We start from the raw sequence: 14,135 nt of genomic DNA, 5'->3' as shown, positions 1-14,135 counted from the left end.
GCCGACACGCGCCGGTCAGTCGTCGAGGTCGAGGGTCGCGGTCCGCTCCCACGTCCGTTCGTCGACGACCACGACTTCCCGGTGGCCGAACACGTAGAGGGAATCGTCGACGTAGCGTGCCCGGAGCGCGCTCCCCGCGGTGTCGACGGTCGCTTCGAGCGAGAGGTCGTCGTCGGTGTAGTCCACGACGCGCCCGCCCTGCCCCGTCGGCAGGAAGAACACGCCGTGTTCGCGGTCGAGCAGGAACGCGTGGTGCGACTCGGAGACGGCCGAGAACCGCGCGTCGAGGACGTAGTCGTCCGCGACGGTCGGGTCCGAGGGGTCCGACACGTCGAACAGGACGGCCTTGACGCGGCCGTCCTCCTCGCCGATGCCGAGTACCCTGTCGTCGTCGATGGGATGGAGGTACGTCGAGAACCCCGGCAGTTCCAGTTCGCCGACCTCCGCTGGGTCGTCGGGGTCCGAGAGGTCGACGACGTGGAGCGGGTCGACCCGACGGAAGGTGATTACGTAGGCCGTGTCGCCGACGTACCGTGTGGCGTAGACGCGCTGGCCCGCCCCCATGTCGGTCACCGCTCCGCGGCGGTCGAGCGTGTCGGCGTCGAGGGTGTACAGGTCGTTGCCCGACTCGGCGCTCCCGGCACTCGGGACCGTCGTCGTGATTCGGAGCGTCCCGTCGTGTTCGCTCAGGGAGAACTGGTCGAGCGGGCGACCCGGAACCGTTCCGACGCTCTCGACGGAGAGGTCGTCGGTCGATACCCGGACGATGCCTGTCCGCACGAGGTCACGCTGGTGGGCGGCCAGATACGAGCGGAAGTCGTTCTCGATGTTGCTCCGCACGCGCTGTCGCTCGTCGTCGCCGAGCGTCCGGGTCCAGTCCCGGAGTATCCGCCGCGTCTCGACCGCTTTCGCCTCCGCGGAGATGTTGTACCCGCGGAGCGTCCGCAGTCGGTCGAGCGTCCGGTCGGGGAGGCGGTCGGACTGTTCGGTCAGCAGGAAATCGAGGCGGAGTTCGGCGCGTCGGGTCCCCTCGGAGTAGGTGACGTACAGCGACCTGTTCGACATGTACACCGCCGTCGTGTCGCTCGTGCCGACGAACGTCGCCGTCTCGCGCACGTCGCCGCTGGTCGGGTCGAGCGCGAGTGCCGTGTACGTCGCGTCGACCGGCACCTGCCCGGACGGGCGGTAGATGTCGGTGCAGGCGACGGACGCCGCGCCGCCGAGCGGTTCGACGGGACACGGGTCCGAGAGCGAGACGGCAGAGCGCGTGACCAGATACATCGTCCCGTCGGTCAGTCGTGCGGTGACCACCTCGTCGGCTAGCTCCTGTGTCCAGACTTCCTCGGGGTCGGCCGGGTCGCTCACGTCGTGGCCGACGAGTTTGTCTTCTTCCATCACGACGAGGGTGTCGCCCGACCGGAGCAGTTGTCCCGCGGCGTCGATGTCGGCTACCCGCGTCGGTTCCGGTGGCGTCTCGATGGAGAGGACGCTCGTCTCACCGTCACCCCTGCCGTCGCCCTCCCGCGGCGCGCGCGGCCGCGGGCGGTCCCGTGGCGAGGCGTAGTAGAGGTGCGCGCCGTCGGTCTTCACGAGGTCCGGTTCGTCGATACCCGCCACTTGGACGTTCGTCCCGCTGACGCGCTCGGGGGCGCTCGCGCCGCCACCGCCGTCACCGCCGGCCATCTCCGGGGCCTCGGTGGCGACCGGCGTGTCCCGCACGATATCCGGTTCTTCGGCCACCCTCCGCCGGTCGACTGGGCGGCGTCTGCTCTGGAAGCCGTGGTCCTCGGCCAACCGCTGGCCGCGCCTGACGTAGTCGGCGAACGCCGAGTCACTCTCGAACTGCGTGAGGCTCGCGTCCGTGGCGGCGAACGGGTCGGTCGTGTTGTCCGGAGTCTCCGGCGTCGCTCGCGGCGCGGCCGTGCCGCCGTCGGCGAGCGCGACGGCACCGGCCCCGACGGCGACACCGACCGCGAGCAACAGGACTCCGAGTACAACTGTCTGGTCGCGTCCCATGTCCCACACTGTGACACCCCACTCAAAGGCCGTTGTGGAGGCTCAAACGTTCGCTTTACATACGGTCAGCGGGGCCGCCCCGCTTCAGAAGGAGACTTGGTCGTGGCCGCCTTCGCCGGGCGTCGACGGGTCGCGGTCGCTGTAGCCCTTGCGCCCGATTGCGTTCGAACTCACCGCACTGTAGGCCGACAGCCGCAGGTCCTCGGCGGACTCGAACGTCTCCGAATCGAGACGGCCGAGTACGTCCCCCAACTGTTCGTCCCCGTTCGGCAGTTCGAGTTCGAGGTCCCCGTACTCCTCGATGATTTCCTCGGTGGTCGCCGGATACTCGTGGGCACCGATTGCCTCGTCGAGGCCGCTGAGCAATCGCATACGTAACAGTGACGCTCAAACCTTCATAAACTTTCCTCACTAATTCTACCGAAGTAATCTAGTGGCATTAAGGACCACGACCGGAACCGCCTTTGGCGGGCCGTCCCGACCGCCCGTATGGTCGTTGCGGACCTCCACGTCCACACGCAGGCCTCCGACGGGTCGCTCACGCTCGACGCCGTGCCCGCCGCCGCGAAGCGCGCGGGCGTCGAGGTGGTCGCCATCACGGACCACGACCGGCTGAGTCCCGTGCTGGAAGAGCCGGTGACGGTCCGCGACGGCGTCACACTCGTCCACGGCATCGAACTCCGGGTCGACACCGGCGACCAGCGTGTCGACCTGCTGGGGTACGGTGTCCGCCCGCACCCGGCACTCGCGGATGTCGTCTCTCACCTCCAACGGGACCGTATCGAGCGGGCACGCCGAATTATCGGCTGCGTCGAGGACCGTCTCGGCGTGACCCTCGACATCGACCCCACGGAGGGTGTCGGCCGCCCGCACATCGCCCGCGCCATCGCTGACAGCCCCGCAGACTACGACTATCAGGGTGCGTTCGACTCGCTCATCGGGAGCGACTGCCCGTGCTACGTCGCCCGGGACATCCCCGACTTCGAGACGGGCCTCGCGGTCCTCCGTGCGTCCTGTGGCGTGGTCGGATTGGCCCACCCGCTCCGGTACGGTGACCCCGAGCGCGCGCTCGAACTGACCGCCGACCTCGACGCGGTGGAACTGTACTATCCCTACGACGACGACCCGGACCCGGGGCCGGTCGTCGAGGCCGCAGAGGCACACGACTTGCTCGTCACCGGCGGGAGCGACGCCCACGACGAGACGCTCGGGCGCGCGGGCTTGGACCGGGTCGACCTCGCCCGGTTCCGTGCGGCACTGGCGTAGTCTGCCGGGCGTCGGACACGGTCGCAGGGTTCTTACTCGCGTGGCTCTTACCAGTAGGTATGCGGTGTCACTACTGCGACCGCGACGCGGACGTGGCGGTCGAGAAAGACGGCGTGAAGGTCGGCGTCTGTGAGGAACACTTCCAAGAACAGATGGAGGAACTCTCCGACAGCGACGCACTGGAGAACCTCCGAGAGGAACTCGACATCGACGGCGCGGAGTGAGTGACCCGCACACGCTTTTCACGTCGCCACCCGACAGCGACTGCTGTGCACGTCGACGGCGACGACATCGACTGGACCGAGTCCGACCACGGCGAGACGGCGTTCCGCCGGAAGCAACTGGCCGCCGCGGCGGACGGCGAGGACATCGGCTGTAGCCTCTACGAACTCCCGCCGGGCAAGCGTTCGTGGCCGTATCACTACCACGAGGGCAACGAGGAGGCGATATACGTCCTCGCCGGGACGGGCACCGTCCGCCTCGACGACGGCGAGCACGCGCTGTCTGCGGGTGATTACGTCGCCCTTCCGGCGGGCGAGGCGGGCGGCCACCGCGTCGTCAACGACGGCGACGACCCGCTCCGGTACCTCGCCATCTCGACGATGCGTGACCCGGACGTGGTGGTCTATCCCGACATGGACAAGGTCGGCGTCTACACCGGGACGCCCCCGGGCCGACACGAGGGGCGGAAACTGACCAAATACTACCCCGAGGACGCCGACGTGGACTACTGGCCCGACGAGGCGGCCGAGTAGATTTTTACCTGTCCCGCCCGTCGCCCGTCTATGGACCACACCAACGTCGACGACGTGGACGACCGGATGGGACCGGCCGACACCAAGCGCAAGGTAGGCGACGCGCTCGGTGCCACGGACATGGTACTGAACTACTACGAACTCGAACCGAGCGAGAGCTTTGGCTTCGGTTATCACCGCCACAGTGACCAAGAGGAGGTGTTTTACGTCGCCACCGGGACTGTCACCTTCGAGACGGAGGACGGGACGGTCACCGTCGCGGAACGCGAGGCTGTCCGCTTCGAACCGGGTGAGTGGCAACTCGGAACCAACGAGGGCGAGGAGCGCGTCGTCGCCTTGGCGATGGGCGCGCCCGCCGAGATGGGCGAGACGGAGATGCTGCGGGAGTGTGCGGACTGTGACGGTCGGACCGAGCAGCAACTGGAACTGACCGACGACCGGGACGCCATCCTGACGCTGTGTGCCGAGTGCGGGGCCGAAACTGGACGGTTCGACTGACCCGTCCGGGGACGCTTGTCGTGTCCATTTATTGTCGTTCGACCACCCGGCCACAGTATGGCCCCCCGAACGCGCCGCGCCCTCCTCGGCAGTACCGCCGCCGCTCTCGGCTGTCTTGCCGGGTGTGGCAGCCTCGGTGACGCTATCGACGGTGCGGAGCCGACCGTCGACGGAGCCGTTCTGAACGAAGTCGCGTCGGGGGAAACTCCGACGGTCCGAGACGTGGTGCCGGTCGGTATCGAACCAGACTACGTCGCCGACCAGGTGGCCCGTGCCGAGTCGGTACTGGCCAGCGTCCCGGAGCCGCTCGATGTCGACGACGTTTCCGACGATACCGTCCGCGAACACACCATCGACGAGCGTGCCCACGCACGACGACACCTCGACGAGGTGGCGGCCGCCCCGCCGACGGCCAGTACGCTCGAAACCGTGGCTCACGCCCGCGGCTGGGCACGGGCGGCGGCGACGACGTGGGCCGCCGTCGAGGGGCGCGTCACGGACGACGCCCTCTTCGAGGAGCGACTGGCGGTCCGGGAGGACCTGCGAGCGTTCCGTGACCGCTGGGCGTACGTCGGCGACGACCCCGCGGCGGCGGTCGTCCTCCACGCGGTAATCGAGGACCGCCTCGACGAGGGCAGTTCGCTCTTCGCGCCCGACGCTCCGGTCGACACGCTCTGGTTCGGGGAGTACGGGGGCGACATCGAGCGCGCCCGGGCGGCCGTCGACCACGCGACGTACCTCTACGACGAGTTCGTGGCCGCCCTCGACCGGCGTCGCTCGCTCCGTGACGCCTTCGTCGGCGCGGCCGACGCCCTCGCCCGGACGGCCCGTGACCGCCAGCAGTCGCTCCCGGCGGCGCCGGACGACCCGTCGTCGTATCTCGACGGGGCCGCCGTGGACGCGCCCGCCGGTGCCGCACTCGAAGGCCTCGGCCAGCACGCCGGGTACGTTCCCGACGGAGACCCGGACCGTCACGCCGGGTACGTCACCTCGCTCCACTGGTCGCTGACACGGGTCTCGGCGTTCCACTCGCTCCGTCAACGTGTCGCGGCTGGCGAGTACACGACCGTCTCCGACGGCGACGACGTGCGGCGACTCAGACAGGACGCGGTGTCGGCGGTCGAGTCCGCCGCGGCGGCATCGGGGTATCACCTCACTCGGCGGGTGCTGCGGTATTCGGTGGAAGAACTCGCCCACGCTGACGAAGAGTTGAGCGAGTGGGACGCCGACGACGCCGTCGAGGTGGACGTACTCGAGCGACCGCTGGGCGGGTACGTACGTATCCGGGAACTCGCCCGCGCGGCGGCGGGCGCGAGCGCGACTGTCGCCGACGCGCTCCGGTCGGCCTGAGTTACTCGTAGGCGGGGATGCCGGTGAGGTCCTCGCCCAGAATGAGCGTGTGGATGTCGTGGGTGCCCTCGTAGGTGTAGACGGTTTCGAGATTCGCCATGTGACGCATCGGCGAGTAGTCGGCAGTGATGCCGTTCCCGCCCAAAATCTCCCGGGCGATGCGTGATTGGTCCCGCGCCATCCGCACGTTGTTGCGCTTTGCCAGCGAGACGTGCTGGGGCCGCATCTCCCCGCGTTCTTTCAGGTCCGCCAGCCGGTGGGCGAGCAACTGCGCCAGCGTAATCTCGCTCGCCATCTCCGCGAGCTTGTCCTGTTGCATCTGGAACCGCGCGATGGGGCCGCCGAACTGGTCGCGGTCTTTCGCGTAGTCCAGCGCCGTCTGGAAACTGTCCCGTGCCGCCCCGATAGCACCCCACGCGATGCCGTAGCGCGCTTGCGTGAGACACGACAGCGGCCCGTTCATCCCCTGCACGTCCGGCAAGACGTTCTCCTCGGGGACGAAGACGTTCTGCAGGCTGATTTCGCCCGTGATGGACGCACGGAGCGAGAGTTTCTCGTCGATTTTGTTGGTGGTGACGCCGTCGCGGTCGGTTTCGACGAGGAACCCACGCACGGGCGTGTCCGGGTCGGAGGTGTCACGCGCCCAGACGACGGCCACGTCCGAAATCGGGGAGTTGGTAATCCACGTCTTCGCGCCGTTGAGCACGTAGCCGCCGTCGGCGGCTTCCGCCCGGGTCTCCATGGCCGTGGGGTTCGAGCCGTGCTGGGGTTCGGTCAGGCCGAAACAGCCCACCGCCTCGCCCGTCCCGAGTTTGGGGAGCCACTCGTCTTTCTGCGCCTCGCTCCCGAAGGCGTGAATCGGGTACATGACCAGCGCGCCCTGCACCGAGGCCATCGAACGCAGCCCCGAGTCACACGCCTCCAACTCCTGCATCAACAGGCCATAGGCCTTCTCGCTGACGTTCGGGAGGCCGTAGCCCTCCAGATTCGGGGCGTAAAAGCCCATCTCGCCCATCTCGGGGATGAGGTCGGTCGGGAACGTGCCCTCGATCCAGTGGTCACCGATGTCCGGTGTGACGTTCTCCTCGACGAACTCCCGGGCGGTCTCCTGTATCATCCGCTCTTCGTCCGAGAGGTCCGACTCCAAGTTCACGTAGTCGAGCATGGCCTACACTTGGTTTCCAACGATAAAAACACTCCCCAACCTGTCGAGAGTTGTAAGCGGGGTAACCGGTTGCCCACAGACGCCCGCTGCTCACCGTCACGAGACGCTGTATGGGGGTACTGTTCCCGCAATCCCCGGCTGTCGCGCGGCCGGTCGGTAGCGACTACCCCGCTCGTCAGTCGTCGGCGGCGTGCCGTCCCGTCGTGCCGTCCGCCGTCACGCGCTCGACGAACTGGAGGTAGTTGTCGAACAGCGTCTTGGCTTCGCAGGCGGCCGCGTAGTGGTCCTCGTGGATGCCGTCGAGTACCTCCTCGATACGCTCGTCGGGGAGGTGGTCGTCTTTCCCCTGCGTGACGGACGCGGCCGTCTCGGTGTCGTACTCTGGGTGGAACTGCACGGCGAACACCCGGTCCGCGCGGAACGCGTGGATGCCGTAGTCGTTCTCGGCGAACACCTCGGCTCCCGGTGGGGCTTCGGCCACCCGGTCCGAGTGGCTCGTGAACACGGTGAATGCGTCGCTCACGCCATCCAAGAGTGTGTTCTCGCCGTCGTGTTCGACGGTCCGGTAGCCGAGTTCGTACTCGCCCATGTCCTCGACGTGGCCGCCGAGTACGTCCGCGAGCAGTTGGTGACCCCAACAGACGCCGAGGAAGGGCAGGCCGGCGTCGACGGCCTCGCCGACCCACGACTTCACGTCGGCAATCCACGGTTCGTCCCAGTAGACGGAGGCCCGGGAGCCGGTGACCACACAGCCGTCGAACGCGACTGTCTCGGGCACGTCGCCCGAGGGACAGTGGAACTCGACCAAGTCCGCGTCGAGTTCGCGGCGGAAGTTCCGCCGGGTGTTCGCACCCTCGTGAGCCGCGTTCAACAGCGCGATGCGTGGCCGTGACATTACCGTGTGAAAGTCTGTTCGCGGCAAAGGGCGTTTCGTTTCGGCAGGACTCGCCGCGGTCCGTGACGCGCTCAGACGCCGTCGACGCCCTCGCTCGCGAGGAACCCGGTCAGTGCGTCCTCGACGGCACCCGGGTCCGCCGCCGCCGCGAGGTGGCCCGTCTCGACGGGCTGGAACGAACCGCGTGGCAACCCGTCCGCGAGGGCACGCCCGGCGTCGAACGGTACCACTCCGTCGGCCCGGCCGTGGACTACCAGCGTCGGGCGCGTCATCTCGTAGAGACGGTCGCTCGCGTCGTAGTTCGTCATCGCCGCCGTCTGTGCGTCCCACCCCGCCGCGTCGGCGTCGTCCTCGGCCCGCCACTCGACGATTCGGTCCACTGCGTCCGGGTGGTCGGCTACGACGCCCGCCGAGAACGCACCCCGGAGCGACTCGCGGAGCGCGTCGGCGTCGTCACGCGGCGCGGCCAGCGCGTCGAGGGCGTCCGCGTTCACGCGTGCCCCGTCGGCCGTCGTCCCGACGAGGGTCAGCGTCTCGGCCCGTGCCCCGCGGAACGCGTGCTCCAGCGCGACCATCCCGCCGAGTCCCGCGCCGACGAGGTGGACCCCGTCGACCCCGTGGTCGGCCAGCACGGCGTCGAGATCGGCCGCGAGCGTCCCCACGTCGTACGGTCCGGGTGGGCCATCCGACCGGCCCGTCCCCCGGTAGTCCCACACGAGCGTCTCGACGGGTCCGGCGAGTGCGTCGACGAGCCACGACCAGCACCACGCGCCGTAGCCCGCGGGGTTGACGAACACGACGGTCTGCCCGCTCCCGACCGCCTCGTAGTAGAGAGTGACACCCTCGCGTTCGGTCCGTGACATCAGGCGTCTCTGACCTGCTTGAGTACGTCCGGGGCGTCCGCCAGCGCGTCGTCCACAGCCTCGGCGTCGGGGCCACCGCCCTGTGCGAAGTCCGGCGGGCCGCCGCCGCCGCCGCCGACGCGGGACGCGAGTTCGCCGACGACTTCACCGGCGTCCACGTCGACGCCGTCGGGCACGGCGACGACGAACTGCCCGCCGTCGGCACCGCTGCCCACGACGGCGATGTTCCCTTCTTCGACGATGGCGTTGGCCGTCGCCCGGAGTTCGTCCATCCCGGCGTCGAGACGCTGGACGATAGCCGTCGCGTCACCGACGGTCACCTCGTCCCCGTCGCTCGCGCCCGCCGCCCGGACTTCCGCGAGTTCCTCCTGCAGGTCCTCTATCGTCTTGCCCCGTTCTTTCCACTCCTCGAAGAAGCGTTCGGCCGTCTCGGGAACCTCTTGGGGCGTCACGTCCAGCACGTCGGCGGCGTCGGAGAGCGCGTCCTCGGCGCGCTGGGTGGCCTCGATGGCCGCCTCGCCCGCGGCGAAGGTCACCCGCTCGACGCCGTCCTGGATGCGCTCGGTGCCGAGAATCTTGATGGCCCCGATGTCGCCGGTCCGGGAGACGTGCGTGCCGCCACAGGCCTGTACGTCCTCGTCGACGTGGATGAGGCGTATCTGCTCGCCCGCCGGGATGCCGCCTTGGTACAGGTCGAAGCCGTACTCCGACTCGGCCTCGTGGCGGTCCGGCCACTCCTGTGTCACCGCCGTGTTCTCGGTGACGAGTGCGTTCGCGCGTCGCTCTATCTCCTTGACCTGCTCGCGGGTGATGGGTTCGTAGTGTCGCACGTCGAGGCGGGCACTGTCGGTGTGTTTCTGTGCCCCGGCCTGCCGGATGTGGTCGCCCAGTACCTCGCGGGTGGCGTGCCCGACGATGTGCGTCGCGGTGTGGTGACGCATCAACCGCCGCCGCCGGCTCGCGTCGACCTGTCCGCGGACGAACTCGCCCTTGCCGGGGTCGTCGTCCGCCCGGTGGACGATGACGCCGTCGAACCGCTGTACGTCGGTCACCTCGGCCGTCACCTCGTCCGTCGAGAGGACGCCGTGGTCCGCTGGCTGACCACCGCCCTCCGGGTAGAACATCGTCCCGTCGAGTACCACGTCGTAGTTGCCGTCCTCGCGCTCGAACACGTCCAGTACCATCGCCTCGAACTCGGTTCGCTCTTGGTTCTCGTAGTACAGCTGGTCCGTCTCGGGCAGGTCAGTGAACCGCGCTGTCTCGGCCGTGGGTTCTGCCGCTTCGTCGTCCTCGTCGCCGCCGTGGCGTTGGGCGACGACCGAGTAGAAGTCGTCGGGCACGTCCACGTCGACGCCGCGCTCGGCGGCTATCTCCTCGACCATGTCCGGTTGGATGCCGTGTGAGTCGTACAGTTCGACGAGTTCCGTCGTGGGAATCGGCTCGCCGGTGTTCTCGTACTCCTCGGCCAACTGACGGACGCGGCGGCCGCCCCGGTCCAGCGTCTCGCGGTACTTCTCGACTTCCGTGCGCACGATATCGCGCACGGTGTCGCGGTTCGTGTAGCCGAGCCGCTCGGCCTGCATGTCCACGAGTTCGTCCAGCGGCGCGTCGACGCCCACGTTGTCACACAGCCGCTTGGTCCGGCGGAGGACCATCCGGGCGAGATAGCCCGTCCCGACGTTCGAGGGGACGATACCGTCCCCGAGCATGTACGCGAGTGCCCGGCAGTGGTCGGAGATGGCGTAGATGTCTTCCAGCGGTGCCATCAACGCGCGTAGTTCGTCGGCGGAGACGCCCACCTGCTCGGCGATGGTGTCCCGGGCGGCCTCCACGTCGTCGGCCTCGTCGATGTCCATCCGCCCCGAAAGTTTCGCGGCGTGGTGGACGACCGACTCCTCCTCGTCGCTGAGGTCGACCCCGGCGTTGTCCTTGAGGAAGGCAATCATCTCGGGATAGACGGCCTCGTAGACGGTCGGCGTCCCCTGACTCACCCACGTCCACCGCTCCAGTCCGTAGCCGGTGTCGACGACGTAGGTGTCCATCGGGCTGTAGCGGTTACCGTCCTTGAGTTCGTACTCGCCCTCCGGGTCCTGCTCCATGGACATGAACACGAGCGTCGCCAGTTCCGCCCCTTGGTAGATGACTTCGAGGGCGGGTCCCGCGTTGCCGCCGCCGACCCACGGGTCCTCGATGAAGGTGAGTTCGTCCGTGTCGGCACCGAGGGACTCGAAGAACTCGAAACAGTACGCCACGGTCTCTTCTTTCCAGTAGACTTCGCCCTCGTAGGCGTACTCGTCTTCGACGTCCTCGCGGGCGTTGAACGCGTGGTGGGCCATCATCTCGAAGGCCATCGTGTGCCGGCCCGTCTTGCCCACGTTGTCGATGTCCTGCATCCGGATGCAGGGCTGGCTGATGCAGAGGGGGTTTGCCGGCGGCGGCGTCTCGCCGGACGTGACCAGCGGCTGGAAGTCGTAGATGGAGGCTTGGGTCAGCAACACGTCGTCGCGCCAGCGGTTCGCGGCGACCGGGTAGGGGTCGACGCGTTCGTGGTCGTGGTCCTCGAAGAACGAGAGGAACGCCTCGCGCATCTCGGCGAGGCTGTACTCCTCGGCGAAACCGGGGTCGTCGATGAAATCGTACTCCGCGCAGGGCGGTTCCCCACAGGTGTCCCGGCCCCCGTCGACCGTCCAGAAGTGGTCGCCACAGTCGACACACTCCAGCCGATGGAACCCGTTGTCCTCGAAGTACTGGAGTCGGTACTCCGATTCGAGTTGACTCATTGCCCTACTGTGGCCGAGCGCGGCCTAAAACAGTTCCGAACAGGCGGCGAGATTCGCCGCCGCCAGTCCGTCCTCTACGTGCGTCGTGGGGCCGCTATCGTGTGATTCCGTCCCCGATACGTGCCGCTCGCTACAGTCGGGACTGTCCGCTACCGACCGCTACATACCGCTGTACAAACTGCCGGTTCGGTCGGAATTTCGCCCGTTCCGTGGCTACTCGTCCAGTGCCAGCGACGCCAACAGAGCCTCCAGTTGGATGCGCTCGTTGGCTCCCTCGGTGATGCGGTAGTCTGCCTCGCCGATACGGTCCAGAAGCGTGACGGCGGCCTCGTCGTCCAAGTCGAACTCCCAGACCGACCGGTGCAACTGGTCGATGACGTCGTTGCCGGCGATACCCTCGTCGGTGAGCAAGTCGTCGAGTTTCGACCGGGCCGCGAGGAAGTCCCCGTCGAGCGCGCGGGTCACCATCTCCCGTATCTCCTCGGGCCGAGCGGTCGACGTGATGGCGTAGACGCCCTCCTCGTCCACCACGTCGCCGGTGACCGCGGCGGCCTGTAGGCCGTTGATAGCCTTGCGCATGTCGCCTCCGGCGGCGTAGACTAGCGCGTCGACACCGTCGTCGGTCAGTTCGATTCCCTCCTCGTCGGCGATGATGCGGACCTGCTCCTCGACGGCCTCGTCGGACAACGGCGCGAACCGGAAGACCGCACACCGGGACTGGATGGGGTCGATAATCTGGCTGGAGTAGTTACACGAGAGGATGAAGCGGACGTTGTTCGAGAACTGCTCCATCGTCCGGCGGAGCGCTGACTGGGCGTCGTCGGTGTTGTGGGTCAAGATCCCGTTGGCGAGCATGAAGTTCGGTGTGTCCTCCATGCTGATGTTGTAGGCCTTTCCGCGGTGGCTGTAATCGATGCGACTGATTCTGACGGTTTCGACCGCTTGTAGTCCACCGTCGGAGACGAGTGCTGGCTCGAACTCGTCTCTCTCGTAGTGTTCGTGGTGAGGAAGTTCACCGTCTCCGACGACGACGAACGTGTAGTCATCACCGTACGACTCCAAGAACTCCTCGACTTTCTCGGTTTGTCCCCACAGTTCGGCGACACCCTTGACCTCGACGACCGTATCTCCAATCAAGAAGTCGGGGTGGAACATCGAATCCGACAGCTCGAACTCCGGTTCGTACTCGTATTCGACTTCGGCATCCTGCAGGGCCTTTGCGACTTCGTACTCCCAATCGGAGCGGACGAGATGGCCGAGTTCGTCACTGTGTCTGATGTTTCCTCCGGTCGGTTCGTGTCCCTGCAGAGCTTCCGAAACTTTCTGTGCAACTTCGGGGTCACGCATCGGGTTGTTGTCCCCAGTAATGTCACAAACGGGGTAGTCACAGGCTTCCGTGCTCCGTTCGACGATTTCTGCCTTCGCGTCGTCGTCCAGACTGTCCCACCACTCTGCCGCAGCGTTCCCGATTCTTTCTTTGACCGCCTCCGGGTCGGCGTCGACGACCCACTCGTCCCACGTGGTCCCGGACCGGATCTGACTGAGATTATCGCGGAACCGTTCGACGGCTTCCTCGTCCATCTCCCATATCTGGACGCCGTGGAACTCGCCGTCGTAGTTCGGATTGTTCTCACCTTCGAATCGGCCGTCAGAGAGTTTCTCGACGATTTTCTCGCGTCTCTCGTCGGACCACTCGGTCCCGTACATCGGGTTCCCCTGCCCCTGCATCTCACGACTGTGCCCGTCGTTCTTGCAGTCGACGGAACAGAATCTCCCTGCGGTCCAATCGCCACAGGTGTCGCACTGTGCCACTCCGATCTCGTCTTTGAAATCGGCAATCTCGTCGCCGGGGGACAGCTCCCGTAGCTCCTTCTCGACGAGTCGGCCATCTCCGCCGACTACGAAAAACGGGTGCGTGGGGCTCGCAATGGTCGTCCGTCCGTCCTCCAGTTCGAGTTCGAAGAAGTCGGCCACGCCGGAATCGACGAGGCGGCCCTTGTCGGACTGTATCTCGTTCGTCTCGAAGTCGACGGACGGAACCGGCTCACCGTCCTCTGCGACCTCCTCTATCGGTTTCACCTCTGGCTTCGACGGGTACCCGGTGACGACTTCGGTACCCGGTGGCACGCACAGAGAGTCCGCCTCGTCGAGAAAGATGATGCGGTAGTCGTGGCCGCCGAACGAGGAGCGCGCGAAACTCTTGATGCGCTCGCGCACCACGTCGATGCCGCGCTGGTCGGAGGCGTTGAGTTCGAGGAAGTGTTCCTGCCAGTCCTCGCCGTAGAGATCCCGGGCGACAGCCTGTGAGCTGGTCGTTTTCCCCACGCCTGCTTCCCCCGAGAACATGAGGTGGGGGAGGTCGTCCCGGGCGACGTAACTCTGGAGGCGCTCGACGATTTGCTCCTGCCCGACGATGTCTTCGAGCGTCTGCGGGCGGTACTTCTCTATCCATATCTCGTCGCGCCCGCTTCGCGACTCGGCGTCGGCCTCGCTCATGTCCCGACCCTGGAGTGGGGCAGTCTTAAACTGCCCGGGACTGCAGCGCGG

11 protein-coding genes and 3 pseudogenes are annotated in these 14,135 nt (G+C 67.1%); 5 read left to right on the top strand and 9 right to left on the bottom strand.

The features are described from left to right. Positions 1–15: 15 nt before the first annotated feature. The gene (locus MUG95_RS06630) at positions 16–2,016 is read right to left on the bottom strand and encodes a beta-propeller domain-containing protein (RefSeq protein WP_247010280.1); all 2,001 of its coding nucleotides are present in this window, start codon (positions 2,014–2,016) and stop codon (positions 16–18) included. A gap of 84 nt (positions 2,017–2,100) precedes the next feature. Continuing rightward, positions 2,101–2,388, bottom strand: coding sequence for a DUF5789 family protein (locus MUG95_RS06625; RefSeq protein ID WP_247010279.1), 288 nt, complete (start codon positions 2,386–2,388; stop codon positions 2,101–2,103). Positions 2,389–2,505: 117 nt separating this feature from the next. Here MUG95_RS06625 and MUG95_RS06620 point away from each other — a divergent pair, with 117 nt between their 5' ends. Genes MUG95_RS06620 through MUG95_RS06600 form a run of 5 tightly spaced genes read left to right on the top strand, consistent with a single transcriptional unit; the run spans position 2,506 to position 5,885 of the window. Continuing rightward, positions 2,506–3,282 carry a PHP domain-containing protein gene (locus tag MUG95_RS06620; protein ID WP_247010278.1) on the top strand — a complete coding sequence of 259 codons (777 nt, stop codon included), beginning with the start codon at positions 2,506–2,508 and terminating at the stop codon, positions 3,280–3,282. A gap of 59 nt (positions 3,283–3,341) precedes the next feature. Then, complete coding sequence (locus MUG95_RS06615; RefSeq protein ID WP_247010277.1) at positions 3,342–3,506, top strand: DUF6757 family protein; 165 nt, start codon at positions 3,342–3,344, stop codon at positions 3,504–3,506. A gap of 45 nt (positions 3,507–3,551) precedes the next feature. After that, positions 3,552–4,037, top strand: coding sequence for a cupin domain-containing protein (locus MUG95_RS06610; RefSeq protein ID WP_247010276.1), 486 nt, complete (start codon positions 3,552–3,554; stop codon positions 4,035–4,037). A 30-nt stretch (positions 4,038–4,067) separates the two neighbouring features. Beyond that, positions 4,068–4,535, top strand: coding sequence for a cupin domain-containing protein (locus tag MUG95_RS06605; RefSeq protein WP_247010275.1), 468 nt, complete (start codon positions 4,068–4,070; stop codon positions 4,533–4,535). A 57-nt stretch (positions 4,536–4,592) separates the two neighbouring features. Then, positions 4,593–5,885 (top strand): hypothetical protein, encoded by a 1,293-nt coding sequence (locus MUG95_RS06600; protein WP_247010274.1) that lies wholly within the window; start codon positions 4,593–4,595, stop codon positions 5,883–5,885. A 1-nt stretch (position 5,886) separates the two neighbouring features. Here MUG95_RS06600 and MUG95_RS06595 read toward each other — a convergent pair whose 3' ends face one another. From MUG95_RS06595 to MUG95_RS06565, 7 genes and pseudogenes are all read right to left on the bottom strand, one after another. After that, complete coding sequence (locus tag MUG95_RS06595) at positions 5,887–7,050, bottom strand: acyl-CoA dehydrogenase family protein (protein ID WP_247010273.1); 1,164 nt, start codon at positions 7,048–7,050, stop codon at positions 5,887–5,889. A gap of 175 nt (positions 7,051–7,225) precedes the next feature. Continuing rightward, on the bottom strand, positions 7,226–7,945 hold the full coding sequence (locus MUG95_RS06590; protein ID WP_247010272.1) for a type 1 glutamine amidotransferase: 720 nt from the start codon (positions 7,943–7,945) through the stop codon (positions 7,226–7,228). A gap of 71 nt (positions 7,946–8,016) precedes the next feature. After that, on the bottom strand, positions 8,017–8,808 hold the full coding sequence (locus MUG95_RS06585) for an alpha/beta fold hydrolase (protein WP_247010271.1): 792 nt from the start codon (positions 8,806–8,808) through the stop codon (positions 8,017–8,019). Further along, positions 8,808–11,588 (bottom strand): alanine--tRNA ligase, encoded by a 2,781-nt coding sequence (alaS, locus tag MUG95_RS06580; RefSeq protein WP_247010270.1) that lies wholly within the window; start codon positions 11,586–11,588, stop codon positions 8,808–8,810. The genes MUG95_RS06585 and alaS overlap by 1 nt, the downstream gene beginning before the upstream one ends. 213 nt (positions 11,589–11,801) lie before the next feature. Beyond that, positions 11,802–12,413 (bottom strand): annotated as a pseudogene (locus MUG95_RS06575) (replication factor C small subunit); the annotation flags it as partial. A 3-nt stretch (positions 12,414–12,416) separates the two neighbouring features. After that, positions 12,417–13,667, bottom strand: a pseudogene (locus MUG95_RS06570) (replication factor C small subunit); the annotation flags it as partial. A gap of 51 nt (positions 13,668–13,718) precedes the next feature. Beyond that, a pseudogene (locus MUG95_RS06565) lies at positions 13,719–14,084 on the bottom strand (AAA family ATPase); the annotation flags it as partial. Positions 14,085–14,135 lie beyond the last annotated feature (51 nt).

Origin of the sequence: Halorientalis litorea (assembly GCF_023028225.1) — an archaeon.
Classification (GTDB): domain Archaea; phylum Halobacteriota; class Halobacteria; order Halobacteriales; family Haloarculaceae; genus Halorientalis; species Halorientalis litorea.
The sequence above is the reverse complement of the archived record's forward strand: the minus strand, read 5'-3'. Positions and strand labels throughout refer to the sequence as shown.

Coding starts and splice junctions, on each gene's coding strand:
- MUG95_RS06590 (WP_247010272.1), bottom strand. CDS start 7,945: ATGTCACGGCCACGCATCGCGCTGTTGAACGCGGCTCACGAGGGTGCG.
- MUG95_RS06630 (WP_247010280.1), bottom strand. CDS start 2,016: ATGGGACGCGACCAGACAGTTGTACTCGGAGTCCTGTTGCTCGCGGTC.
- MUG95_RS06615 (WP_247010277.1), top strand. CDS start 3,342: ATGCGGTGTCACTACTGCGACCGCGACGCGGACGTGGCGGTCGAGAAA.
- MUG95_RS06625 (WP_247010279.1), bottom strand. CDS start 2,388: ATGCGATTGCTCAGCGGCCTCGACGAGGCAATCGGTGCCCACGAGTAT.
- alaS (WP_247010270.1), bottom strand. CDS start 11,588: ATGAGTCAACTCGAATCGGAGTACCGACTCCAGTACTTCGAGGACAAC.
- MUG95_RS06605 (WP_247010275.1), top strand. CDS start 4,068: ATGGACCACACCAACGTCGACGACGTGGACGACCGGATGGGACCGGCC.
- MUG95_RS06585 (WP_247010271.1), bottom strand. CDS start 8,808: ATGTCACGGACCGAACGCGAGGGTGTCACTCTCTACTACGAGGCGGTC.
- MUG95_RS06620 (WP_247010278.1), top strand. CDS start 2,506: ATGGTCGTTGCGGACCTCCACGTCCACACGCAGGCCTCCGACGGGTCG.
- MUG95_RS06600 (WP_247010274.1), top strand. CDS start 4,593: ATGGCCCCCCGAACGCGCCGCGCCCTCCTCGGCAGTACCGCCGCCGCT.
- MUG95_RS06595 (WP_247010273.1), bottom strand. CDS start 7,050: ATGCTCGACTACGTGAACTTGGAGTCGGACCTCTCGGACGAAGAGCGG.